This is a genomic window from Thermoanaerobacter uzonensis DSM 18761 (assembly GCF_900129115.1).
In the GTDB taxonomy this organism is placed as follows: Bacteria; Bacillota; Thermoanaerobacteria; order Thermoanaerobacterales; family Thermoanaerobacteraceae; genus Thermoanaerobacter; species Thermoanaerobacter uzonensis.
In genome coordinates, this window is the sequence record NZ_FQUR01000008.1 from 107944 (window position 1) to 132495 (window position 24552).

The following is a 24552-nucleotide window of genomic DNA, read 5'->3' on the forward strand; positions in this document are numbered from 1 at the left end:
GGTGAAAAGATGAAGACCAAAAAGGTTCCAATGAGAATGTGCTTAGGCTGTCAGCAGATGAAACCGAAAAGAGAATTAATACGCATTGTAAGACGAGCAAAAGATTCAGTTGTACAAGTGGATTTAACAGGTAAAGTGCCGGGGAGAGGTTGCTATATTTGCAAAGATATAAACTGCCTTGAAAAAGCTTTTAAAAATAAAAGATTAGAAAAAGCGCTAGAAGTACCAATTTCTGATGAAATTTACGAACAACTAAAGAGGGAGATAGAGGATGAAGAATGACAGATTTCATTCTATGCTCGGAATAAGCAAAAAAGCAGGTAAACTTATCTCTGGCAATTATAGTGTGGATAAATACCTTAAACTTAAGAAAGTCTTTTTAGTTGTATTGGCTACTGACGTGTCAAAAAATACTTTTAAAAAGTTTGCTACAATGTGTGAACGAAATAAAGTCCCGTACATTGTATATTCCACAAAAGAGTTATTGGCAAAAGCTATAGGAAGAGAAATGGTCGGGGTAATTGGTATTACAGACGAAGGATTAGCAAATGTATTATTGGATGCTGCAAAGGAGGAAAATTATGGAGGTGAATAATATGTCTAAAACAAGAGTTTATGAATTAGCAAAAGAATTAAATTTATCTAGTAAAGACCTTATTTCTAAATTAAATGATTTAGATATAAAAGTAAAAAATCATATGAGCACATTGGAAGATGAAGAAGTAGAATTGATAATGGATTTATTAAGTGATAAACCACAACAAACAGAAGAAGTCGATCAACAAAAGGAAGAAGATACATTTGAGGACAATTTAGAAGACATAGAAGAAGAAAGAGTTTATAAGAAGAGCTTTAAAAAAGGTAATAAAAAAAATAAGAAGAATAACAAAAAAATGGTTTTAACAGAAGAAAAAGAAGAGGACGAAATTAAAATAATCACTATTCCAGAGTTTTTAACTGTAAAAGAGTTAGCAGAAAAAATGAAAGTCAATCCTACAGAAATAATTAAAAAGTTAATTGCTAAAGGAATAATGGTTACAGTAAATCAACAAATTGACTTTGAAAATGCAGCTAAAATTGCTGAAGAATATGGATTTTTAGTAGACAAAGAGGAAGTAAAAGATGAATTAGAAATGTTATTAGAAGAAACGCCCGATGATGAAAAAGATTTGCAACCTCGTCCTCCTATTGTTACTGTAATGGGACATGTGGACCACGGTAAAACTTCTTTATTAGACGCCATCAGAAATACAAATGTCACTATGAAAGAAATGGGAGGAATTACACAGCACATAGGAGCTTCTGTAGTTGAGATAAATGATAAAAAAATTGTCTTTTTAGATACACCCGGCCACGAAGCTTTTACTGCTATGAGAGCAAGAGGAGCCAGCATCACAGATATTGTCGTGCTAGTAGTAGCCGCAGATGACGGTGTTATGCCTCAAACTGTAGAAGCAATAAACCACGTGAAAGCCGCCAACGTACCCATGATTGTAGCTATAAACAAAATAGATTTGCCAACTGCAAATCCAGATAGGGTGAAAACAGAGCTAAGTGAGTTAGGCTTAGTGCCAGAAGAATGGGGAGGAAATACAATTTGTGTACCTGTTTCTGCTAAGAAGAATATAGGTATAGATAATCTTTTAGAAATGATTTTGCTGGTTGCTGAAATGGAAGATTTAAAAGCTAATCCAAATAAGCCAGCAAGAGGTACTATAATAGAAGCAAAGCTAGAAAAGGGAAAGGGTCCTGTTGCAACTGTCATTGTGCAAAGTGGAACTTTGCAAATAGGAGATGTTATTTTAGCAGGTACTGTTTATGGAAAAGTAAGGGCAATGTTTGACGATAAAGGTAAAAGGATTAAAAAAGCAGGACCTTCTATGCCCGTAGAGGTTTTGGGTTTTTCTGAAGTACCAGAAGCCGGAGATAAACTCATAGTAGTAGAGGACGAGAAAAAAGCAAGAGAATTAGCAGAAAGACGTAGAGAACTTCAAAAAGAAATGGAACTTAAACGCAAGCAAAAAGTTTCATTAGAGGACTTATTTAGTCAAATACAGGAAGGTAGTGTAAAAGAGTTAAATATTATCATCAAAGCGGATGTTCAAGGTTCAGTAGAAGCACTAAAAAAATCTATTGAAGACTTAAGCAACGAAGAAGTTAGAATAAAGGTAATACACGGAGCAGTAGGCGCAATAACTGAAACAGATGTTATGCTTGCATCAGCTTCTAATGCCATAATAATAGGTTTTAATGTAAGACCAGAGACTAACGCTAAAAATCTCGCAGAAAAAGAAAAGGTAGATATAAAGCTTTATCGAATTATATATGAGGCTATTGAAGATATCAAAGCGGCTATGAAAGGTCTGTTGGAGCCAAAATATAAAGAAGTAGAGTTAGGAAGAGCAGAAGTTAGAGCTGTTTTTAGAGTACCTGGTATAGGAAATGTAGCTGGATGCTATGTGTTAAGTGGCAAGATATTAAGGAATGCTGATATACGTGTAGTAAGGGATGGTATTGTAGTTTATGAAGGTAAAATTGCTTCTTTAAAGAGGTTTAAAGACGACGTAAGAGAGGTGCAACAAGGATTTGAATGTGGTATAGGTATAGATAGGTTCAATGACATTAAAGAGGGGGATATAATAGAAGCTTATCAAATGGAAGAAATTCCTCGTTGAAAGGATGAGTATAATGCAGTACAGGAATAGTCGACTTTCAGAAGAAATGAAAAGAGAAATAAGTAAGATGATTTTAGAAGAAATTAAAGACCCAAGAATTAAAGCAATGGTTAGTATAACTGATATAGAACTTACTAAAGACTTGAGATATGCTAAAGTTTATGTAAGTATTTACGGGAATGAAGAAGATAAACGTGAAACTTTTGAAGGGCTAAAAAGTGCAGCCAGCTACATCAGACACGAAATTGGAAGAAGAATAAAAATGAGATATACTCCTGAAATTATCTTTGAATTGGATCGATCTATAGAATACGGAGCTTATATTTCTGAAATATTAAAAGAACTAAACAAGCAAGAGGGTGATGGTAATTGATATTAATTGATGCAATTAATCACATAAAAGATGCTAAAAGTGTAATCGTAGCTTCTCACATTGCACCCGATGGAGATGCTATAGGCACTGTTACAGGAATGTATAAAGTATTAAAAAAAATGGGAAAAGAAGTAGATGTATTCATAGATGACGAAATTCCTGAAATGTACAATTTTGTCCCTAATGCTGATAAAATATCAAGACCATTTTATAAAGAGGCGGACGTGGTTTTGATTTTTGACTGTGCTGATGAAGAAAGATTGGGCAGCACCAAAGAACTTTTAAAAACTTCTGCTGTAACTATTAATGTTGACCATCACATTTCAAATACTTTGTATGCCAAATTGAATTATGTAGATACTAACGCAGCAGCGACAGCAGAAATAGCCTATCAAATTGTTAAATTGTTAGGAGTAGAATTTGATGAAGAAATAGCTACAAGTTTCTATACAGCGATTTTGACAGATAGTGGTGGATTTATGTACGAATCAACTACTTCTATAACTCATCAAATAGCTGGGGACTTAATAAACAATGGCGCTAAATTTAAAGAAGTTGGAGATAAAGTTTTTAATACTCTCAAATTCAACAAAGCAAAACTTTTGGGAAGAGCCTTAAATAGCCTTACATTATATAAGGGTGAGAAAGTTGCTTATATGGAAATTTTAAAAAAGGACTTCCAAGAAACAAACACAAACCTTTCACATATAGAAAATATTATCACTTATGCTAGAAATATTGAAGGAGTGGAAGTAGCAGTACTATTAATAGAAAAAGAAGAAGAGATAAAAATTAGTCTAAGGTCAAAAGAAAAAATAGATGTAAATAAAATTGCGAATATTTTTGGCGGTGGAGGACATGTAAGGGCTGCTGGATGTAGCATCAAAGGAAATATCCAAGAAGCCAAAGAAAAAATTTTACAGGCAATATTCAAAGAGTTAGAGGGATAAAAATTGGAAGGAATACTCAATATTTTAAAGCCCCCTGGTATGACTTCCCATGATGTTGTAGATTTTATTAGGAAAATCTATAATATACGAAAAGTAGGCCATACAGGAACATTAGACCCAGATGCAGCAGGAGTACTGCCTGTTTGTGTAGGAAATGCCACTAAATTTGTCTCTTATCTTCTTGAGCAGGATAAAAGATATAGATTTGAAATAACCTTTGGCTTTACTACAGACACTTTAGATAAAAGTGGCAAAATTGTAAAAAGCGGACCTGTAAGGATTCTGAGGGAAGAAGAATTAATACAAGTCTTAAATGGATTTAAAGGGATAATAAAACAAATTCCTCCAATGTATTCTGCAAAGAAAATAAAAGGAAAAAAGTTATACGAATATGCGAGAGAAGGTAAAAAAATTGATATTCCACCTATTGAGGTTACCATATACGATATTGAATTAGTTGAGTATGAACCACCTTATCGAGTATTAATAGATGTGAAATGTTCTAAAGGCACCTATGTGAGAGCTTTAGTAAGAGATATATGTGAAAAATTAAATATGCCGGGATATATGTCTATGTTGATAAGAACAGAAGTTAGTGATTTTAAAATAGAAGATGCATATACTCTTGAAGAAATAAAAGAGAAGAAAGTATTGTTGCAGCCAATAGATAAGTTTATTAAATTACCATCTGTACAATTAAACAAAATGGAAGCTGAAAAAATTTTAAAAGGCCAATTTATTCAAAATAGATATCCTATTGAAACTTCACTTTTGAAGTTATATGATAATAATGGTAAATTTCTCGGCATTGGGATTTTAGAGCAAAATAAAATCCGTCCAAAAAGACTTCTTTGAGGGGGAAATGATAATTTGCAGATTGTTGATGAAAGTAATGCATCAAAATACAAAGAGGCCAAAGTAATAGCTTTAGGTAATTTTGATGGAGTTCATATAGGTCACCAGGAATTAATTAAGCAAACAATAGCTCTTTCTAAAGAGAATAACTTAGCGAGTGCTGTTTTCACTTTTAAACAGCATACTTCAAAAATTTTAACCCCTGACAAGCAACCAGAGCTTATAACCACTTATCAAAAAAAGGTAGAAATTTTAAAGCAATTTAACCTTGATTACGGAATATTTTTTGACTTTACTGAAAATTTTTCTAAATTAACTGCTGAAGAATTTATAATAAAGATTTTAGTAGAGCTATTAAACATTAAAATAGCAGTGGTGGGACATAATTATAGATTTGGTTACAAAGCTTTAGGGAATGTAAATACATTAAAAAAATATTCCAAAATATATTCATATAAAGTTTATGTTATCCCACCAGTTATAAGGGAGGGTATTGTAGTAAGCAGCAGCTATATCAGGGAATTAATAAAATCCGGTAAAATTGAGAAAGCCAATGAGTTATTAGGACGTTTTTTTTCCTTGCGAGGAAAAGTTATTCATGGACAAGAAATTGGGCGAAAATTAGGTTTCCCTACGGCTAATCTACAAATATCAGAAGATTTAGTTTTGCCAAAAGCAGGAGTATATGTGACGCGAGTAAAAATAGAAGACAAATTTTATATAGCTGTCACAAATGTTGGTTCGAAGCCTACTTTTGGTGGCAAAAACATTTCTGTCGAATCTTACATTTTAGATTACAATGAAAATTTATACGATAAATATTTAGAAGTTGAATTTATAACAAGAATAAGAGATGAAATTAAATTTCAAAATTTAGAAGCCTTAAAAGAACAAGTTTTTAAAGATATTAATTATGCTAAAAACTTCAAAAATATTTTACAACAAAAACATAATGTGATAAAATAAAATAGCGAATTTACCTTATGCTTTGAAACACGTATCTCCGGCGGTATTCTATGCATAAGGCGTATTCCAAAAGATGGAGGTGAAAAAAGTGCTGGACAAAGAAAGAAAGGCAGAAATAATCAATAAGTTCAAGCTCCACGATACTGACACAGGTTCTCCAGAAGTTCAAATTGCCCTTTTAACTGAGAGAATAAATAACTTAAATGCTCATTTGCAAGTTCACAAAAAAGACCATCATTCAAGAAGAGGTCTTCTTAAAATGGTTGGGCAAAGGAGGGCACTGTTAAATTATTTAATGAAAACGGATATGGAAAGGTATCGTGCCATTATTGAAAAATTAGATTTAAGAAAATAGAGCGAGATACCTCGCTCTATTTTCTATAAAATTTTATGAAAGGAGGATAACATGGAAGAACGAACTTTTGAAATGGAACTAGCCGGGAGAAAGTTGTTAGTCCAGATAGGAAAAGTAGCTCAACAAGCAAATGGAGCAGCTTGGGTAAAATACGGGGATACTGTCGTTCTAGTTACCGCCTGTGCTTCCAAAGAACCCCGAGAAGGAATTGACTTTTTTCCTTTAACTGTTGAGTATGAAGAAAGACTGTACTCTGTCGGTAAAATTCCTGGTGGTTTCATAAAAAGAGAAGGAAAACCTAGTGAAAAGGCAATTCTCTCTGCTCGGTTAATTGACAGACCAATTAGGCCTTTATTTCCACATGGTTATAGAAATGACGTACAAGTTATAGCTACAGTTTTATCTGTTGACCCTGATGTACAACCAGAAATAGTTGCAATGATTGGTTCGTCTGTTGCTCTTTCAATTTCTGATATTCCTTTTAATGGTCCTACAGGAGCGGTAGCAGTAGGATTAGTCGATGGGCAATTTATAATTAATCCTAACCATGAGCAAAGAGAAAAAAGCTTAATGCATTTGGTGGTTTCAGGAACAAAAGATGCTATTGTAATGGTGGAAGCAGGGGCAAAAGAGATCCCTGAAGAAACTATGCTAGATGCTATAATGTATGCTCACGAATATATCAAACAGATTGTAGAGTTTATAGAAGGAATAGTTAAAGAAGTAGGTATTCCGAAAAGCGAAGTAATTTTACATGAAATAGACAAAGAACTAGAGGAAAAAGTAAGAGCCTATGCAACAGAAAAAATATACAATGCGTTAAGAACAGCAGAAAAGAAAGAGAGAAATGATAACTTAGATAAAGTTGAACAAGAAGTTTTAGAGCACTTTAAAGAAGAATATCCTGATAATCTTGCTGATATAGATGAAGTACTTTACGATATAATGAAAGAACAAATGCGAAAAATGATAACAGAGGAAAGAATAAGAGTAGATGGCAGGGGCCTTGATGACATAAGACCAATATGGTGCGAAGTAGGAGTGCTACCCAGAACCCACGGTTCAGCGATTTTCACAAGAGGACAAACTCAAGTGCTTACAGTAGCAACATTAGGTGCATTAGGAGATATTCAGATTTTAGATGGCATAGGAGATGAAGAAGCAAAAAGATATATGCATCATTACAATTTTCCACCCTACAGTGTTGGAGAAGTAAGGCCTCTAAGAGGTCCCGGTAGAAGGGAAATTGGTCATGGAGCTTTAGCAGAAAGGGCTTTAGAACCGGTGATTCCTTCTGAAGAGGAATTTCCCTATACTATAAGATTAGTGTCAGAAGTTTTAAGTTCCAATGGTTCTACTTCTCAAGCTAGTGTTTGTGGAAGTACTTTAGCTTTAATGGATGCAGGAGTTCCAATAAAAGCTCCAGTTGCAGGAGTAGCTATGGGGCTTATCAAGGAAGGAGATGTAGTTTCTGTACTCACTGATATACAAGGAATTGAAGACTTTTTAGGGGATATGGACTTCAAAGTAGCAGGCACAGAATATGGGATCACAGCGATACAAATGGATATAAAAATTCCTGGAATTGACAAAGAAATTTTAAAAATGGCTTTAGAAAAGGCCCGAAATGGGAGACTATATATTCTTAGCAAAATGTTAGAAGTTATAAAAGAGCCAAGAAAACAGTTATCAGTATACGCACCTCGTGTTATAAGGATGATAGTTGACCCTGAAAAAATTAGAGAAATAATCGGACCTGGTGGCAAAACCATAAGTAAAATTATTGCAGAAACGGGAGTAAAAATTGATATTGAAGAAGACGGTAGGTTATATATTACTGCTTCTGATTTGAGATCTGGCGAAAGAGCTAAGCAAATGATTGAGGCTATAACAAAAGATATAGCAGTAGGAGAAATTTATTTAGGAAAAGTGCTTAGAATAACACCCTTTGGAGCTTTTGTAGAAATTGCTCCTGGTAAAGAAGGACTTGTCCACATTTCTAAGCTATCAAAAAAACGGGTACAAAAAGTAGAAGATGTAGTAAAGGTTGGCGATGACATATTGGTAAAAGTCACAGAAATAGATAAACTAGGAAGAATAAGCCTTTCAAGAAAAGACGCATTGCCTGATGAAGAGGAAGAAGAAAGAAACTAAAGGCATAAACCGACCCACGGTTTATGTTTTTTATTTTTTAGTAATATATTTGCCGCCTGTTTGAATAAAATTAAAGTGAGAATATCAACGGGTGGTGTTATAATGAAAATATTTTATATAAAATATCCTAAAAAAAGCTTTTGGATTATTTTTTCTTTAGCAATATTATTGCTCATCTTTTTAATTTACATAATTACACGCAGTGTTTCTGTTTTTAACAGCAATGAACCTATTTATAAAGGAGATACAAAGGAAAAAAAGATTGCCTTTGCTTGCAACGTCGCATGGGGAGATGAGTACATACCTAAAATGTTAGATATTTTTAAAGATAACAATATCCATATTACATTTTTTTTTGAAGGAAAATGGGCAGAAAAAAATCCTAATGTTGTAAAAGATATTTATCAAAAAGGCCATGAAATCGGAAGTCATGGATACACACATGTAAAATATACAAATTTAAGTAGGCAACAATATGAAGAAGATATTAAAAAAAGTAGTGAAATTTTAGAGAAAATTACAGGAACAAAGCCTACCCTTTTTGCACCACCGTATGGTGATTTCAATGATGAAGTAGTAAAAGTAGCAGAACAATTAGGATATAAAGTTATTCTATGGAGTTTGGACACCATAGATTGGAATAATCCAAGTCCTCAAACAATTGTAGATAGAGTTATGACTAAATATCACAACGGTGCTATTGTGTTAATGCACCCTACTCAAAATACTGTGGAAGCATTGCCCCAGATAATAAAACAACTTAAAGAAAAAGGTTATAAAATAACTAAAGTATCGGAAGTAATTGTAGATAACAATTAAATTTGCTATAATAATAATTAAATTTGCAAAGGAGGATAAAATGTACGAACAAAAGATTATTGAAGGAGTAAAAGTTGTAACTTGTAAGATTCCTCACGCATATTCTGTATACATAGGGATATGGATTAAAGCAGGCTCTATGTACGAACATAAAACTATAAATGGAATATCTCATTTTATAGAACACATGGTTTTTAAAGGTTCTAAGCTAAGAAGCGCAAAGCAAATTGCGGAAGAAACGGATAGTATTGGTGGACAGTTAAACGGCTTTACTGAAAAAGAAAGTACCTGTTTTTATATAAAAGTCTTAAATACTCACGTAAAACAAGGTCTTGATATACTTTTTGATATGGTATTTCACCCTGCCTTTAAGGAAGAAGACATAGAAAAGGAAAAGCAAGTCATCTTTGAAGAAATATTGACAGAATTAGATTCTCCTGAAGACGTAGCTTACAACCTTTTAGCGAAAACAATATGGAAGGGACATCCCTTGTCTTTTCCTGTACTTGGTACTTTTTCTACTGTTAAAAAGATAAACAAAAAACAAATTGTAGATTATTATAATTCTCATTATGACAAAGATAACATAGTCATCTCGATAGCTGGAAATTTTGACGATGATATCTATGAAATACTGCAAAAATATTTATCGAAAATTCAAAAAACTAATGTTATTTCTCAATTGACTTCTCCAATTTGGCATAGAAACAAAACTTTTTATGAAAAAGATTTTGAACAGGTAAATTTATGTATTGGTTTGCCTGGGATAACTTACGACTTAAGGAAAATATATGCTTTAGCTATCATTAATAATACTTTTGGTGGAGGAATGAGTTCAAGACTATTTCAAAAAATAAGAGAAGATAAGGGATTGGTTTACTCGATTTATTCTTATCCTTCTACCTATCACCATGCTGGGGTCTTTTCTATTTTTGCTAGTATGAACGCTAATAATTTTAAGAAGGTATATGACTTAATTTTAAAAGAAATGGAAGAAGTGCATTCAAAAGGTTTAGCAAAAGAAGAGATTAATAAATTTAAAGAACAACTTCGCATAAACGTGTTAATGGATTTAGACAGTATAAGCAGTAGAATGAGCACAATAGGAAAATCCATGCTTTTATTTAATAAAGTGCATACTGTAGAGGAAATACTTCAAACAATAGATAACTTAACTTACGAGGAAATAAATGACTTAGCTAAAAAAATTATAAATCCTGATGACATGAGCATAGCCGTGGTTGGAAAACTAAACAAAAGAGATAAAGGATGGTTAGAAAATGTCCATAATACTTAAGATTAAAAAAACTGATGATGCTAAAGACTTACCTTTGCCTGCTTATATGAGTGAAGGAGCCGCTGGCATGGATTTATATGCTAATGTTAAAGAGGAAGTCATATTACAACCTGGCGAAATAAAACTAATTCCAACAGGTATACAAATTGAACTTCCTCCAAATTTTGAGGCCCAAATAAGGCCAAGAAGCGGCCTAGCTTTAAACTACGGAATAACTCTTTTAAATACTCCTGGCACAATTGATTCTGATTACAGAGGAGAAATAAAATTGATAGTCATTAATTTAGGAAAAGAAGCAGTCAAAATCGCAAGGGGACAAAGAATTGCTCAAATGGTAATCAATCAAATAGTAAGACCAACAATAGTAGAGGCAGAAATCCTTTCAGAAACTAAAAGAGATGAAGGAGGATTTGGCCATACCGGTATATAAGGAGGGGTTCTATGCGGTTAAGCGAATTTGGAAGTAAAGAAATTGTAAATTTAACAGATGGGAGAAGATGGGGATTAGTAGAAGATTCAGATTTAGTTATTGATGAAGAAACAGGAAGGATTCATTCAATAATAGTATATGAATCAAAAGGTTTATTTAGAGGAAAGACAAACTATATTGAAATAAGTTGGGACTCTATAAGAAAAATTGGTGACGATATGATTATTGTGGAATTCGAAGAAAAGAAAAGACGGTTTTATTAAAAATATTACTTTTCTTTATCACTTTAATGAAGTATAATAATATAAAATGTCTCAACTTAGATACCTTCAAAAGGAAAGGATGAGAACGTGAAAATATTGGTACAAAAATTTGGTGGAACTTCTGTATCAACACCTGAGAGAAGAGAAATGGCTACATCAAAAGTAATTGAGGCAGTTAAAAACGGTTTTAGCGTTGTAGTAGTAGTTTCTGCAATGGGAAGAGATGGAGACCCTTATGCCACAGACACTCTAATAAACATGGTTAAATCAATAGATAGCAATATTTCAAAACGAGAATTAGATTTATTGATGAATTGTGGTGAAATAATCTCCAGTGTGACTTTTGCTGCAACCCTATCAAAGAAGGGTTATAAAGCAAAAGTATTTACCGGAGGACAAGCAGGCATTATAACAGATGATAATTTTGGCAATGCGGAAATTATAAAAGTAGAACCAACAAGGCTTTTAGAAAGTTTAAAAGAGGGAATTATTCCTGTAGTAGCAGGTTTTCAAGGTATCACAGAAGAAGGAGATTTAACTACGTTAGGACGAGGAGGCAGTGATACAACTGCTGCTCTTTTAGGTGAAGCTCTAAAAGCTTCTGCCGTAGAAATATATACAGATGTAGATGGAATAATGACAGCAGATCCTCGCATCGTTTCAAAAGCTCATATTTTGAAAAAAATAAGTTATAATGAGGTGTTCCAATTTGCAGAACAAGGAGCAAAGGTAGTACATCCTAGAGCGGTAGAAATAGCAATGAGAGGTAATATACCCCTTGTTATAAAAAATACCATGTCAGACAGTCCAGGTACTATTATAACTCAATATAATGAGGCTTACGATAATATTTACGATATAGATAAATTAGTCACTGGAGTTGCCAATATGGACCATAGAGTTCAAATCGTGCTAGAGAACAGCGAAAATACAGAAAGTATATTCGAAAAAATTGCAGAAGAAAAAATAAGCATTGACCTTATCAATATTTTTCCTGAAAAACAAGTTTTTACAATATCGGAGATGGATTTTAAAAAGTTACAAAGACTTCTTGAAGAAAACAATATAAAATATTCCTACAGAACTAATTGCTCAAAAGTCTCTATAATTGGTAATAGAATAAGAGGCGTTCCAGGAGTAATGGCAAGAGTAATAAAGGCATTATCAAGCCATAATATAGAAATTTATCAAACAGCTGACTCTCATAATACTATTTCTTGCCTTGTAAGTCAAGATAAAGCTGAAGAAGCAGTTAGAGTTTTGCATGACGAATTTAATCTTTAAAAAGGAAGCGTATACTATTGCGCTTCAGCTTGTTGACGAAGTCAAAAATTTTAAAAAAGGATATTTTGCATCGTCACTCCGATGTTCCAAAGCGACAAAACTAAAGCTCGACCTTCGGGCTCCGGCAGGGTACCGGGCACATTCGACATCCTTGTCTTAGTGCCCGCCTCCGCCATCCGTGGCTACGGCCCTGCCTCCACCCTCGGTCTTACTAAGTTTTGTTGCCGCTTTGTCACAAGTCGCACCGATTGCAAAATATCCTTTTTCTATAGTTTGTCTACAGTCTGAAGCGCATACTATTGCGCTTTTTTTTTATACTAATTATTAGGAGCGTGATAAAGATGAACAATTTTTTAAAAAATGAAGAAACAGAACAACCTCAGATTTTACCACCTGTTCAGGAGAATTTAAAAAATTTAGGACAGACAAACGTACCTAATTTTGAAAGCAATATTCATTGTCTTACTATAATAGGGCAAATTGAAGGACACATGATATTGCCTCCACAAAATAAAACCACAAAGTATGAACACATAATACCACAATTGGTAGCAATAGAAGAAAACCCTAATATAAAAGGAGTTTTGATTTTATTAAATACTGTAGGAGGAGATGTGGAAGCAGGTCTTGCTATTGCAGAAATGATAGCAAGCCTTTCTAAGCCTACTGTATCTATAGTATTAGGTGGAGGTCACAGTATAGGGGTTCCTTTAGCAGTTTCAGCAAATTATTCTTACATAGTGCCAAGTGCTACTATGACAATACACCCTATCAGAATGACAGGATTAATAGTAGGAGTTCCCCAAACTTTTGATTATTTCAACAAAATGCAAGATAGAATAGTAGAATTTATTGTGCGAAATTCAAAAATAAAAAGAGAAACTTTTATGGGGCTTATGCTTAAAACTGGAGAATTAGCCAACGATATAGGAACAATTTTAGTTGGAAAAGAAGCAGTAGATTACGGTTTGATTGACGAAATAGGGGGTATCAAAGAAGCTTTAAAGAGGTTACACAATATGATAGAAGAAAGAGAAAAAAAGAAAGGTGAAGAATAATGCTATATACAATAATTCCATATGAATTAATTTTTGAAAAAAGAGAAGATATACCCACCAATTACATAGAATTGAAGATGGGAAACAAGCAGTTAGTAGTAGAAAAACTCTCAAATGGAAATTATATAATTCAAAGAATGTATTCTACTAATCCTTTTGATTATCTAGACGCAAAATATTCTCCAGGAAGCATGATAAGTATTTATTAGAAAAATTTTTGTGTTATAATAGATGTGTTTAAAAAATTAGCACATCTATTTTTTTGTTGCTATTTTACATAATTAATACTAAAATTTTTATAGAAGAAATTATAAACAGGTGGTATATATGATTGATAAAAAACAAAATTCTCTCAAAAACGAAGTCATTGGAATTATATTTTTGGCTTTTACACTTATTTCTTTTTTAAGTCTTTATACAGATACAACTGGTGCTATAGGTAAAAACATAAGAATTTTTTTAAAAGGTTCTTTTGGGATAGGTTCTTATGTTGTATCTGCTTTACTTTTAGTATTTGCATTGATGTTTCTCTTTAATAATCGAGATTTTATAAAATTACATAAAGCTGCAGCACTTTTTGGACTTTTTCTAACCCTCATAAGTTTAGATCATTTGTATTATTTTCCTTCTAATGAGGGATTAAAAAATTATATTTTAGCCGCTTACACTCATGGTATAGACAATATGGGTGGAGGAGTTGTTGCTGCTTTACTGGTATATTTTTTAGTAAAACTTTTAGGTATCACAGGAAGCTACATATTATTATTTTCTTTTTTGGCAATTTTTATAGTGCTTATTACAAATGTATCTATCGTAAACCTGATGGAATCTTCCTATCAGAAGTTTAAGCAACGTAAAAAAAAGATAAAAAAAACAGACCATGAGAAGGAAGTAATTGCTACTTCTACTTTTCAAGAAGACTTCACACCTTTAGAAGAAAATATAATAGAAAAAAATAGAACAATTGATATAATTGAACAAGTAGAAGAAGAAAGAAAAATCTATGAAAAAGGTACAAAAGATAAAGAAGAGGTTATAGAAAGCGAGTATCTTCCTCCTCCTATAACTCTTTTAAAAGAGGCAATTCCCTCACCAAAAATAAAAAATGAAGTGTTAATGGAGAAAGTAAAAAAAATAGAAGACACCCTTAAAAACTTCGGAGTTGATGCAAAAGTTATCCAAGTGACAAAAGGTCCTGCAATTACTCGTTTTGAATTGCAACCTAGTGCAGGAGTCAAAGTTAGCAGAATCGTAAGCCTAACGGATGACATTGCTTTAAGTCTAGCTGCACCTTCTGTGAGAATAGAAGCGCCGATTCCTGGTAAATCTGCTATTGGAATAGAAGTCCCAAATGATAAAATAGCTCCAGTATATTTGAGAGAAGTAATAGATAGCAAAAAGTTTAGAAATTTTAAATCAGGCTTAGCAATTGGGTTAGGAAAGGATATCGCTGGTAATATTGTCATAGCAGATTTATCTAAAATGCCTCATTTGCTCATTGCAGGTGCGACAGGTTCTGGTAAAAGTGTTTGCATAAATTCTCTTATAGTCAGTTTGTTATACAAAGCCCCTCCACAACAGGTGAAAATGATATTGATAGATCCAAAAGTAGTAGAACTTAATATTTACAACGGCATTCCTCATCTCTTAACTCCTGTTGTCACAGACCCTAAAAAGGCAGCCGGTGTCTTAAATTGGGCAGTACAAGAAATGACCAGACGTTACAACTTATTTGCCCAATATGGAGTTAGAGATATAGACAGCTATAACGAAAAATACAAAGAAAACAACTTATACAAAATTGTAATCATAATTGATGAGCTTTCTGACTTAATGATGGTCTCTCCTGCAGAAGTAGAAGAATATATATTTAGGTTAGCTCAAATGGCAAGAGCGGCTGGCATTCATTTGGTCATTGCTACCCAAAGACCCTCTGTTGATGTAATAACGGGAGTTATTAAAGCTAATATTCCTTCAAGGATTTCTTTTGCTGTATCTTCTCAAATTGACTCAAGAACAATCTTGGATATGGCAGGTGCAGAAAAACTTTTAGGAAAAGGCGATATGCTTTTTAACCCTATAGGAGCAGCAAAACCTATGCGAATTCAAGGGGCTTTTATCTCTGAAGAAGAAGTAGAAGCTGTAGTAACTTTTTTAAAAAATCATTCTAAGCCTCAGTACGAAGAAATAGAAATTGAGGAAAAGACAAATGGAAAAATTTTTGAGCAACAAGAGGATGAATTATTAGAAGATGCTATTTCTGTAATTTTAGAAACAGGGCAGGCTTCTATTTCAATGTTACAAAGAAGATTAAGGATTGGGTATGCAAGAGCTGCTCGAATTATAGATCAATTAGAGCAAAAAGGTATTATAAGTGGTTATGATGGTTCTAAGCCAAGGCAAATTCTTGTATCAAAAGAGGAAATAAAAAAAATATTAGAAGAATCTTAAAATAGAAAGGAAATGCAGATGAAAAATGTAGGAATTATATCCCTTGGATGTCCCAAAAACACAATTGATTCAGAAAAAATGTTAGCAATTTTAAAAGAAAAAGGTTATAACATAGTAAATGATGAACATAAAGCTGACATACTCATTATAAATACTTGTGGCTTTATAGAGGATGCAAAAAGAGAGTCGATAGAGTACATCATTGAGATGGGAAAACTCAAAAACCGCAGGCTAAAATACCTTATTGCAACTGGTTGCTTGTCTGAAAGATATAATAAAGAATTATTAAAAGAACTTCCCGAATTAGATGCAGTAATTGGCACTGGAGATTTCCCCAAAATTGCAGAAGTAATAGAAGAAATAGAAAAAGGAAAAACTGTTTTAGAATATGGACACGCTAATTTACTAAATGATGAAGGAATACAGCGCATTTTAACTACGCCAAATTATTACGCTTATTTAAAAATCGCAGAAGGTTGCAGTAATGCTTGCTCTTTTTGCATAATTCCAAAGATTAGGGGAAGATACAGAAGTCGCAAAATGGAGGACATACTTAGAGAAGCCGAGGAACTCGTCAAAAAAGGTGCAAAAGAACTTATACTCATTGCTCAAGACACTACAAAATATGGAATAGACGTTTATAAAAAATTTATGCTGCCCCAACTTTTAAAAGGAATCTCTAAGATTGATGGTTTAAAGTGGATTAGGTTACTTTATGCATATCCTGATAGCGTAACAGAAGAACTTGTTGAAGAGATAAAAAACAATGAAAAAATAGTAAAATATATTGATATTCCCTTACAACATTCTCATGATGAAGTCCTAAAAAGAATGAATAGAAATACTAATAGACAAAAAATAGAAAAGGTTATAAGTAGGTTGCGTAGCATTCCAAACATGGTAATACGTACTACTTTTATGGTAGGTTTTCCTGGAGAGACGGAAGAAGAATTTGAGGATTTAAAACAGTTCATAAAAGAAAAAAGATTTGAGAGAGTAGGAGTTTTCACATATTCTCGAGAAGAGGGAACTAAATCGTATTATATGAAGCCTCAAATAAAAAAGAGTGTCAAAATTGAAAGACAACAAGAGCTGATGGAGATACAAAAAGAAATTTCTTACCAGCATAATCTTTCAAAAGTGGGGAAGCAGTTAGAGGTACTAATTGAAGGTTTTGAAGATGGAATATATTATGGCAGAAGTTATATGGATGCCCCTGAGATTGATGGTGTTGTTTATGTAAAAAGCAACAAAAAACTCAAAGCTGGAGATTTTGTGGTAGCAACTATAACAGATGCCTATGAGTACGATTTGGTGGGGGAATATTAATGAATTTAGCAAACAAACTTACAATGTTAAGACTTTTTTTAATACCTATTTTTATGTTTTTTATGTTTGTCAGAGGTCCCTACAACGATTTTATAGCTGCAGGAATATTTTCACTTGCAGCATTGACCGACAAATTTGATGGATATGTGGCAAGAAAGTTTAATCAAATAACTAATTTTGGGAAATTTATGGACCCACTGGTAGACAAAATAATGGTTTCTTCTGCTCTAATAGCCTTAGTGCAAATGGGACGCATTCAAAGTTGGATTGTAGTAGTTATATTAGCAAGGGAATTTTTAATAACAGGTATTAGGACAGTTGCTGCTGATAAGGGAATTGTCATTGCTGCCAGCAATTACGGTAAATACAAAACTACTTTTCAAATGATAGCAGTAATTGCACTGATGCTTAATAATTACCCTTTTAGCCTTATAAATTTTCCTTTTGACACTATAATGGTGTATATAGCTTTAATTTTGACAATTTATTCGGGTGTAGATTATATCATAAAATCTAAAAATTTATTCAAAGATTAAAGAGGTGTTTTAATTGAGAGGAGAAATTATTTCTGTTGGCACAGAGCTTTTATTAGGACAAATTTTAAATACTAACGCTAAATATTTATCTGAAAAATTGGCTCTTTTAGGTATAGATATATATTTCCATACTAACGTTGGAGATAACGAAGAAAGATTAAAAGAATGTTTAAATATCGCTTTTAACCGCTCTGACCTTATAATAACAACAGGTGGATTAGGTCCTACTGTTGATGACATTACAAAAGAGACAGTGGCTTCTTTTTTAGGTCTTCCTCTTGTAGAAAACATAGAAGCAAAAGAAGAGATAATAAGATTTTTTGAAAAAATAGGACAAACACCTACTATGAACAATTTCAAACAAGCTTTTTTCCCAGAAGGCGCAAAGATTATACCAAATAAAAATGGAACAGCTCCTGGCTGTATAATAGAAAAAAATAACAAAACCATCATAATTTTGCCTGGTCCACCTTCTGAGCTAATTCCGATGTTTGAGGAATCTGTATATTCTTATCTTAAAAGCAAAACTAATGAAACTATAAAATCACGCGTAATCAAAATATTTGGCCTAGGTGAATCAAAAGTAGAGGAAATGGTAAAACCTCTTTTATTTAATTCTAATCCTACTGTTGCTCCTTTAGTAGGTGATGGATACGTAACTTTGAGAATAACTGCAAAAGGACATGATGACAAAGAAATTTTAGAAATGATTGAGGATATGGAATCAAGGATTAGGGGTATCATAGGTGACTATATATACGCTGTAGATGAGGAAGAAATGGAAGAAGTCGTGATAAAATTACTACAGAAAAACAAATTAACTCTTGCTGTCTCTGAATCTTGTACAGGTGGTTTATTGGCAAAAAAGATAACAGATGTATCAGGGGCTTCAAAAGTCTTTAATTTAGGTGTTGTTTCTTACAGTAATGAAGCCAAAGAAAAAATTTTAGGGGTTAGAAAATCTACTTTAGAGTCTTATGGAGCAGTAAGCCATGAGACAGCAAAAGAAATGGCAGAAAATATAAGAAAATTGGCCAATGCTGATTTTGGTTTGTCTACTACTGGAATTGCAGGACCTACAGGTGGAACGCCTGAAAAGCCCGTAGGATTAGTGTATGTGGGTTTTGCTACCAATGAAAAAGTCTATGTAAAAAAACTAATGTTAAGTGGTGATAGAAGTAAAATAAGGACAAGGACAGTACTACATGCTTTAGACATTGTAAGAAGATATCTTCTGGGAATAAAAATTGACTAGTTATGTCCATTAATATATAATTAATTTAATACAATACCTTGTATCCTTGGGAGGTAAATAATAAATGATAGAAAAACAAAAGGCTTTAGAAATGGCTATAAGTCAGATAGAGAGGCAGTTTGGCAAGGGCTCTATCATGAGATTGGGAGATACTGCAAAATTGAATGTAGAAGTAATACCTACAGGTTCTCTTGAATTAGACATTGCTTTAGGTGTCGGAGGAGTTCCAAGGGGAAGAATAATAGAAATTTTTGGCCCTGAGTCTTCAGGAAAAACCACCTTAGCGCTACATATGATAGCAGAAGCACAAAAAATGGGAGGAACGGGTGCTTTTATAGATGCAGAACATGCTCTGGATCCTGTATATGCAAAAAACCTTGGGGTCAATATTGAGGACTTATTGGTGGCGCAGCCTGATACGGGCGAACAAGCCTTAGAAATTGCAGAAGCCCTTGTTAGAAGTGGTGCTGTTGATATAATTGTGATAGACTCTGTTGCTGCTTTAGTACCTAAAGCGGAGATTGATGGTGAAATGGGAGATAGCCATGTAGGGCTTCAAGCGAGACTGATGTCTCAAGCTTTGAGAAAATTAGCAGGGGTTACTAGTAAGTCTAAAACTATTGTGGTCTTTATAAACCAGCTTAGAGAAAAAGTAGGTGTTATGTTTGGAAATCCTGAAACAACTCCTGGAGGAAGAGCACTGAAATTTTATGCCACAATAAGACTAGATGTGAGAAAAATAGATGCAATAAAACAAGGGAATGAAATAATCGGAAGTAGAACCCGTGTCAAAGTTGTAAAAAATAAAATTGCTCCACCTTTTAAACAAGCAGAATTCGATATAATGTATGGAGAAGGTATTTCAAGAGAAGGAAGCATTTTGGATATTGGCGCAAGTATAGACATAATTGAAAAAAGTGGTGCTTGGTATTCCTATGGAGATATACGATTAGGACAAGGAAGAGAAAACGCAAAGCAATTTTTAAAGGAAAACAAAGAAATTGCTGATGAAATTGAAAGAAAAATTAGAGAAAATTTCAATCTAGCTTATAATAAAATAAAATCCTCTCCTGATCCAGTAGAATGACCCCTTATTTCTGGGGTTATTTTATTACAAAAGGAGAAATTAAACATGATAATCACTACTATAGAAAAGCAGAAAAAAAATAAAACGCAATATAATGTTTACATAGACGAAGAATATGCCTTCAGTTGCAATTTAGAAGATTTAAGCCATTTAGGCATAGAGGAAGGAAGAGAAATAGATAAAGAACAGTATAATTATTATGTAAACTATATCGCAACAAGACAAGCGAGTGACTACGCATTTAAACTCTTATCAAGAAAAATGTTAACAGAAAAAGAACTTTCTCAAAAGCTTGAAATGAAAGGTTTTGAGGAGAATATTATAAAAAGTGTTATTGAAAAGCTGAAAAACTATAACTATATTAATGACGAAGTTTATACCAAATTATTTATAGAACAAAAAATAAACCAATTGTATAGCAGGCGGAAAATTTATTACGAACTTGTAAAAAAAGGAATTAGCAAAGAATTGATCCAAGAAAGTTTAAACAATTTTTATCCTGAAGAAAAAGAGGTTGAAATAATAAAAAAAATAATTGAAAAAAAATTAAAATCCCAAGAAGAAACTAAAAAGTTAAAAAACTATCTTTACAACAATGGTTTTCAAGTTGAGAACATTAGCGATGCCTTGAAAGAAAAGGATTTATAACTTGACATAATTTTGAAAAGGGTCTAAAATAAAATATGAATAATTACTAAGGAGGTGTAAGAGTATTAGCTATGTTCAATTGATAATCACAGCACTTATTGCAATAGTAGTCGGCTTTCTAATTGGTTATTTGTCAAGAAAAATTATTGCAGAATCCAAAATAAAAAGCGCAGAAGATTTAGCGCGGACCATATTAGAAAGTGCAAAAAGAGACGCTGAAAATAAAAAAAGAGAGCTCTTATTAGAAGCTAAAGAAGAAATTCACCGCATGCGAACCGATTTAGAAAAAGAAATAAGAGATCGCAGAGGTGAATTACAGCGTTTAGAAAAAAGACTCCTTCAAAAAGAAGAAACCCTGGATAAAAGAGCTGAAACTTTAGAACAAAAAGAAAATCTTCTAGAAGAAAAACAAAAAGAAATTCAACAATTGGAAGAACAGATTTATTTACTTCATCAAAAAGAGATAGAAGAATTAGAAAGAATTTCGGGACTAAGCCGTGAAGAAGCAAAAGCCATTTTATTAGAAAGTGTTCAAAAAGATATACAACATGAAATGGCTGTAATGATTAAAGAAATGGAAAACAAAGCCAAAGAAGAAGCAGAAATGAAAGCAAGGGAAATAATTAGCAATGCCATTCAACGTTGTGCGGCTGACCATGCTGCAGAAACAACTGTGTCTGTTGTTACCCTTCCTAATGATGAAATGAAAGGTCGCATAATAGGTAGGGAAGGTAGAAATATAAGGACAATAGAGACATTGACAGGAATTGACCTTATAATAGATGATACTCCTGAGGCTGTTGTTATTTCAGGCTTTGACCCTATACGAAGAGAAGTTGCGCGGATTGCGTTGGAAAAATTAATCGAAGATGGGCGAATACATCCTGCAAGAATAGAGGAAATGGTAGAAAAGGCTAAAAAAGAAGTAGACAACATGATAATCAAAGCAGGAGAAGAAGCGGCTTTTGAAGTAGGAATTCACGGTTTACATCCCGAGCTAATTAAGTTATTAGGAAGACTTAAGTTTAGAACTAGTTACGGTCAAAATGTGTTGAAACACTCAATCGAAGTAGCTCATTTGGCAGGACTTATGGCTTATGAATTGGGTGCAGATGCCATAGTTGCTAAAAGAGCAGGACTTTTACACGATATAGGTAAGGCCGTAGACCATGAGGTGGAAGGCCCTCATGTCATGATAGGTGCAGAACTGGCTAAAAGATATCATGAATCTGATGTTGTTATTCATGCTATAATGGCTCATCATAATGATGTAGAGCCTCAGACTGTTGAAGCAGTATTAGTCCAAGCAGCAGATGCTATTTCTGCTGCAAGGCCAGGTGCAAGACGAGAAGCATTAGAGGCCTATATTAAGCGTTTAGATAAGTTAGAACAAATTGCTAATTCTTTTGAAGGTGTAGAAAAGTCTTATGCTATACAAGCAGGAAGAGAAATCAGAATAATGGTAAAACCTGAAATTGTCAATGATGATGATATTGTCATTTTAGCGCGAAACATAAGCAAAAAAATTGAAGAAGAAGTTGAATATCCAGGTCAAATCAAAGTGACTGTCATAAGAGAGACAGTAGCTGTAGATTATGCAAAATAAAGGATTGAAAAAAAGCGTGCGATGAGCACGCTTTAAAAGTTTCATCATAAATTTTCATTAGCTATTGTTTTAATACATAGGTTTGTGTAATAATAAGTTTAAGAAAATTATTTTTGGAGGTTAAGAATGAAGATACTTATCATTGGTGATATAGTTGGAAGACCAGGTAGAGACATATTAAAAGAGCATTTGCAAGAATTAATATCAGAATGTAATATTGACATAGTTTTAGCTAATGGAGAAAATGCTGCTGGAGGCAATGGATTGACTCGCAAAGTTGCTGATGAACTTTTTGAAATGGGAATTTCTGCATTAACAATGGGAAATCACGTGTGGGATCAAAAAGAAATATTAAAATTTATTGATGAAGAAGTGCGAATTATAAGACCTGCCAATTATTTAGAGGAAACACCTGGCAGAGGTTCTATAGTACTTAGTTTTAAAAACACGAAAATCGGTATTATAAATTTACAGGGGACTACTTTTATGCCTTGCAATAGAAATCCTTTTTTTGTAGCTTTAGAAGAAGTAGAAAAACTAAAAAAAGAGACGAATATAATCCTTGTAGATTTTCACGCAGAAGCTACTTCTGAAAAAATAGCAATGGGATATTTTTTAGATGGAAAAGTAAGTTGTGTGTTTGGCACTCATACTCACGTACAAACGGCGGATGAGAAAGTATTACAAAATGGGACAGCTTATATAACTGATGTGGGTATGACAGGTCCTAGTGATTCTATATTGGGAATAGATAAAGAATTAATAATTAAAAGATTTACATCTTCTGTACCTGTACGCTTTGAAGTCGCAAAAAAGGGTCCTGCCCAAATAAATGCCATTGTAATTTCTGTTAATGAAGTAACAGGAAAATGCTATAGCATAGAACGCATTAATAAAATTTATGCATAAAAAGGAGGATTTTTAAAACAAATGTAGAATATTAACAAGGAGAAAATCATTTGTCTTTAAGGGGGAAAAACAATGGAAGTGTTAAAAGTTTCAGCAAAATCTAATCCAAATGCTGTAGCAGGAGCGTTGGCAGGGGTGTTAAGGGAGCGTGGAGGTGCAGAAGTACAAGCGATAGGTGCAGGTGCAATAAATCAAGCTGTAAAAGCTATTGCAATTGCAAGAGGGTTTGTAGCTCCCAGCGGAATTGACTTAATTTGCATTCCTGCTTTTACAGACATTGAAATAGACGGTGAAGAAAGGACAGCAATAAAGTTAATTGTAGAACCACGATAAAAAATAACCTGCATTTTGCAGGTTATTTTAAATTATAAAAGTAAAATTTAGAAGAAAGGTTGGGATATAATGTTTGCAGACCTTCACATGCATTCAAAAGCTTCTGATGGAACTAATTCACCTTCTGAAGTAGTTCGATTGGCAAAAGAACATGGACTTAGTTGTATTTCTTTGACAGATCATGATACAGTTGATGGGCTTGAAGAAGCCATGGAAGCTTCTTCTAAATATGAGATCGAAGTTATTCCTGGAATTGAGTTTAATTGCTATTATCAAAATCAAGAAGTTCATATTTTGGGTTATTTTATAAATTACAAAGATAAAAATTTTTTTGAAAAGCTGGAGGAAATGAAAAAGTTGAGAAATGATAGAGCCAAAGCAATTTTAAAAAAATTAAATGAATTAGGGATTAGTATTTCTATAGAAGACGTATTGGAATTCACAAGTGAAAAATTCATAGGAAGACCTCATATAGCAAGAGCCATGGTAAAAAAGGATTATGTAGAAAGTGTAAAAGAAGCCTTTGAAAAATACATAGGAGTGGGTGCTCCTGCTTATGTAGAAAGATACAGAATCACTCCTTTTGAAGCAATAAACCTTATTTTAGAAAATGGAGGTGTTCCTGTTTTAGCTCATCCCGGGTTACTTCAAGATGACAGTATTATTGAGGAATTAGCTCTAAAAGGTTTAATCGGAATAGAAATTTACCATTCAAAACATACTATTGAAGATGTAAAAAAGTATTTAAATAAAGCTAAAAAATACAAGTTAATCGTAACTGGAGGCTCAGATTTTCACGGTATAGAAGTAGATGGCAGAGACCTTTTAGGAACCATAAAGTTAGACTATGAATATGTAAAAATATTGAAAAGTAAAGCTAAAAATTTTGTAGAAATATCAAAATAATTAAGTTAAAATA

General features: G+C 33.2%; 26 protein-coding genes. All 26 read left to right on the forward strand.

What is annotated here, in order from left to right; genetic code table 11:
* The first annotated feature begins 9 nt into the window (after positions 1 to 9).
* The 26 genes from rnpM (at position 10) to BUB32_RS03925 (ending at position 24539) form a co-directional block, all read left to right on the forward strand.
* A complete protein-coding gene (gene rnpM / locus BUB32_RS03800; protein ID WP_029689070.1) occupies positions 10 to 282 on the forward strand; it encodes an RNase P modulator RnpM in 273 nt (90 codons plus the stop codon).
* Entirely contained in the window at positions 272 to 595 is a 324-nt protein-coding gene (locus BUB32_RS03805) for a L7Ae/L30e/S12e/Gadd45 family ribosomal protein (RefSeq protein ID WP_072967607.1), read from the forward strand. The genes rnpM and BUB32_RS03805 overlap by 11 nt, the downstream gene beginning before the upstream one ends.
* The gene (gene infB, locus BUB32_RS03810; protein ID WP_072967609.1) at positions 582 to 2675 is read left to right on the forward strand and encodes a translation initiation factor IF-2; all 2094 of its coding nucleotides are present in this window, start codon (positions 582 to 584) and stop codon (positions 2673 to 2675) included. Before BUB32_RS03805 ends, infB begins: the two co-directional genes overlap by 14 nt.
* Positions 2676 to 2688: 13 nt before the next feature.
* The gene (gene rbfA / locus BUB32_RS03815; protein ID WP_072967610.1) at positions 2689 to 3048 is read left to right on the forward strand and encodes a 30S ribosome-binding factor RbfA; all 360 of its coding nucleotides are present in this window, start codon (positions 2689 to 2691) and stop codon (positions 3046 to 3048) included.
* Entirely contained in the window at positions 3045 to 3998 is a 954-nt protein-coding gene (locus BUB32_RS03820) for a DHH family phosphoesterase (RefSeq protein ID WP_072967612.1), read from the forward strand. The genes rbfA and BUB32_RS03820 overlap by 4 nt, the downstream gene beginning before the upstream one ends.
* Before the next feature lie 3 nt (positions 3999 to 4001).
* On the forward strand, positions 4002 to 4853 hold the full coding sequence (gene truB, locus BUB32_RS03825) for a tRNA pseudouridine(55) synthase TruB (protein ID WP_072967613.1): 852 nt from the start codon (positions 4002 to 4004) through the stop codon (positions 4851 to 4853).
* Positions 4854 to 4868: 15 nt separating this feature from the next.
* A complete protein-coding gene (locus tag BUB32_RS03830) occupies positions 4869 to 5819 on the forward strand; it encodes a bifunctional riboflavin kinase/FAD synthetase (RefSeq protein ID WP_072967615.1) in 951 nt (316 codons plus the stop codon).
* 88 nt (positions 5820 to 5907) lie between these two features.
* Positions 5908 to 6174: a 30S ribosomal protein S15 gene (gene rpsO / locus BUB32_RS03835; protein WP_014062884.1), complete on the forward strand. Its 267-nt coding sequence runs from the start codon at positions 5908 to 5910 to the stop codon at positions 6172 to 6174.
* Between the two features lie 51 nt (positions 6175 to 6225).
* Positions 6226 to 8328 (forward strand): polyribonucleotide nucleotidyltransferase, encoded by a 2103-nt coding sequence (locus tag BUB32_RS03840; RefSeq protein ID WP_072967617.1) that lies wholly within the window; start codon positions 6226 to 6228, stop codon positions 8326 to 8328.
* A gap of 102 nt (positions 8329 to 8430) precedes the next feature.
* Positions 8431 to 9147 carry a polysaccharide deacetylase family protein gene (locus BUB32_RS03845; protein ID WP_072967619.1) on the forward strand — a complete coding sequence of 239 codons (717 nt, stop codon included), beginning with the start codon at positions 8431 to 8433 and terminating at the stop codon, positions 9145 to 9147.
* Between the two features lie 40 nt (positions 9148 to 9187).
* Positions 9188 to 10444, forward strand: coding sequence for a M16 family metallopeptidase (locus tag BUB32_RS03850; RefSeq protein WP_072967621.1), 1257 nt, complete (start codon positions 9188 to 9190; stop codon positions 10442 to 10444).
* On the forward strand, positions 10428 to 10874 hold the full coding sequence (dut, locus tag BUB32_RS03855; protein ID WP_003869126.1) for a dUTP diphosphatase: 447 nt from the start codon (positions 10428 to 10430) through the stop codon (positions 10872 to 10874). The genes BUB32_RS03850 and dut overlap by 17 nt, the downstream gene beginning before the upstream one ends.
* Positions 10875 to 10885: 11 nt before the next feature.
* Positions 10886 to 11137: a YlmC/YmxH family sporulation protein gene (locus tag BUB32_RS03860; RefSeq protein ID WP_072967623.1), complete on the forward strand. Its 252-nt coding sequence runs from the start codon at positions 10886 to 10888 to the stop codon at positions 11135 to 11137.
* 87 nt (positions 11138 to 11224) lie between these two features.
* Positions 11225 to 12421 (forward strand): aspartate kinase, encoded by a 1197-nt coding sequence (dapG, locus tag BUB32_RS03865; RefSeq protein ID WP_072967625.1) that lies wholly within the window; start codon positions 11225 to 11227, stop codon positions 12419 to 12421.
* A 341-nt stretch (positions 12422 to 12762) separates the two neighbouring features.
* Positions 12763 to 13479, forward strand: coding sequence for a ClpP family protease (locus tag BUB32_RS03870; RefSeq protein WP_072967627.1), 717 nt, complete (start codon positions 12763 to 12765; stop codon positions 13477 to 13479).
* Positions 13479 to 13688, forward strand: a complete 210-nt coding sequence (locus BUB32_RS03875) for a YlzJ-like family protein (RefSeq protein WP_009052388.1) — start codon at positions 13479 to 13481, stop codon at positions 13686 to 13688. The genes BUB32_RS03870 and BUB32_RS03875 overlap by 1 nt, the downstream gene beginning before the upstream one ends.
* 118 nt (positions 13689 to 13806) lie before the next feature.
* A complete protein-coding gene (locus BUB32_RS03880) occupies positions 13807 to 15930 on the forward strand; it encodes an FtsK/SpoIIIE family DNA translocase (RefSeq protein WP_072967628.1) in 2124 nt (707 codons plus the stop codon).
* A gap of 18 nt (positions 15931 to 15948) precedes the next feature.
* Complete coding sequence (gene rimO / locus BUB32_RS03885; protein WP_072967630.1) at positions 15949 to 17259, forward strand: 30S ribosomal protein S12 methylthiotransferase RimO; 1311 nt, start codon at positions 15949 to 15951, stop codon at positions 17257 to 17259.
* Entirely contained in the window at positions 17259 to 17795 is a 537-nt protein-coding gene (gene pgsA, locus BUB32_RS03890; protein ID WP_072967632.1) for a CDP-diacylglycerol--glycerol-3-phosphate 3-phosphatidyltransferase, read from the forward strand. The genes rimO and pgsA overlap by 1 nt, the downstream gene beginning before the upstream one ends.
* 13 nt (positions 17796 to 17808) lie before the next feature.
* Entirely contained in the window at positions 17809 to 19050 is a 1242-nt protein-coding gene (locus BUB32_RS03895; protein ID WP_072967633.1) for a competence/damage-inducible protein A, read from the forward strand.
* Between the two features lie 64 nt (positions 19051 to 19114).
* On the forward strand, positions 19115 to 20137 hold the full coding sequence (gene recA, locus BUB32_RS03900; protein ID WP_072967635.1) for a recombinase RecA: 1023 nt from the start codon (positions 19115 to 19117) through the stop codon (positions 20135 to 20137).
* Positions 20138 to 20182: 45 nt separating this feature from the next.
* On the forward strand, positions 20183 to 20785 hold the full coding sequence (locus BUB32_RS03905) for a regulatory protein RecX (protein WP_072967637.1): 603 nt from the start codon (positions 20183 to 20185) through the stop codon (positions 20783 to 20785).
* A 79-nt stretch (positions 20786 to 20864) separates the two neighbouring features.
* Entirely contained in the window at positions 20865 to 22391 is a 1527-nt protein-coding gene (rny, locus tag BUB32_RS03910; protein ID WP_072967639.1) for a ribonuclease Y, read from the forward strand.
* Positions 22392 to 22517: 126 nt separating this feature from the next.
* Positions 22518 to 23300: a TIGR00282 family metallophosphoesterase gene (locus BUB32_RS03915; RefSeq protein WP_072967640.1), complete on the forward strand. Its 783-nt coding sequence runs from the start codon at positions 22518 to 22520 to the stop codon at positions 23298 to 23300.
* 72 nt (positions 23301 to 23372) lie between these two features.
* Entirely contained in the window at positions 23373 to 23633 is a 261-nt protein-coding gene (locus tag BUB32_RS03920; RefSeq protein WP_042833038.1) for a stage V sporulation protein S, read from the forward strand.
* 69 nt (positions 23634 to 23702) lie between these two features.
* Entirely contained in the window at positions 23703 to 24539 is an 837-nt protein-coding gene (locus tag BUB32_RS03925; protein ID WP_072967642.1) for a PHP domain-containing protein, read from the forward strand.
* Positions 24540 to 24552: the final 13 nt, after the last annotated feature.

Excerpts from the sequence above, each read along its gene's own strand:
- rnpM (WP_029689070.1), top strand. The coding sequence starts at position 10 with ATGAAGACCAAAAAGGTTCCAATGAGAATGTGCTTAGGCTGTCAGCAG.
- BUB32_RS03805 (WP_072967607.1), top strand. The coding sequence starts at position 272 with ATGAAGAATGACAGATTTCATTCTATGCTCGGAATAAGCAAAAAAGCA.
- infB (WP_072967609.1), top strand. The coding sequence starts at position 582 with ATGGAGGTGAATAATATGTCTAAAACAAGAGTTTATGAATTAGCAAAA.
- rbfA (WP_072967610.1), top strand. The coding sequence starts at position 2,689 with ATGCAGTACAGGAATAGTCGACTTTCAGAAGAAATGAAAAGAGAAATA.
- BUB32_RS03840 (WP_072967617.1), top strand. The coding sequence starts at position 6,226 with ATGGAAGAACGAACTTTTGAAATGGAACTAGCCGGGAGAAAGTTGTTA.
- BUB32_RS03845 (WP_072967619.1), top strand. The coding sequence starts at position 8,431 with ATGAAAATATTTTATATAAAATATCCTAAAAAAAGCTTTTGGATTATT.
- BUB32_RS03850 (WP_072967621.1), top strand. The coding sequence starts at position 9,188 with ATGTACGAACAAAAGATTATTGAAGGAGTAAAAGTTGTAACTTGTAAG.
- dut (WP_003869126.1), top strand. The coding sequence starts at position 10,428 with ATGTCCATAATACTTAAGATTAAAAAAACTGATGATGCTAAAGACTTA.
- BUB32_RS03860 (WP_072967623.1), top strand. The coding sequence starts at position 10,886 with ATGCGGTTAAGCGAATTTGGAAGTAAAGAAATTGTAAATTTAACAGAT.
- BUB32_RS03870 (WP_072967627.1), top strand. The coding sequence starts at position 12,763 with ATGAACAATTTTTTAAAAAATGAAGAAACAGAACAACCTCAGATTTTA.
- BUB32_RS03875 (WP_009052388.1), top strand. The coding sequence starts at position 13,479 with ATGCTATATACAATAATTCCATATGAATTAATTTTTGAAAAAAGAGAA.
- BUB32_RS03880 (WP_072967628.1), top strand. The coding sequence starts at position 13,807 with ATGATTGATAAAAAACAAAATTCTCTCAAAAACGAAGTCATTGGAATT.
- rimO (WP_072967630.1), top strand. The coding sequence starts at position 15,949 with ATGAAAAATGTAGGAATTATATCCCTTGGATGTCCCAAAAACACAATT.
- pgsA (WP_072967632.1), top strand. The coding sequence starts at position 17,259 with ATGAATTTAGCAAACAAACTTACAATGTTAAGACTTTTTTTAATACCT.
- recA (WP_072967635.1), top strand. The coding sequence starts at position 19,115 with ATGATAGAAAAACAAAAGGCTTTAGAAATGGCTATAAGTCAGATAGAG.
- BUB32_RS03905 (WP_072967637.1), top strand. The coding sequence starts at position 20,183 with ATGATAATCACTACTATAGAAAAGCAGAAAAAAAATAAAACGCAATAT.
- BUB32_RS03915 (WP_072967640.1), top strand. The coding sequence starts at position 22,518 with ATGAAGATACTTATCATTGGTGATATAGTTGGAAGACCAGGTAGAGAC.
- BUB32_RS03920 (WP_042833038.1), top strand. The coding sequence starts at position 23,373 with ATGGAAGTGTTAAAAGTTTCAGCAAAATCTAATCCAAATGCTGTAGCA.
- BUB32_RS03925 (WP_072967642.1), top strand. The coding sequence starts at position 23,703 with ATGTTTGCAGACCTTCACATGCATTCAAAAGCTTCTGATGGAACTAAT.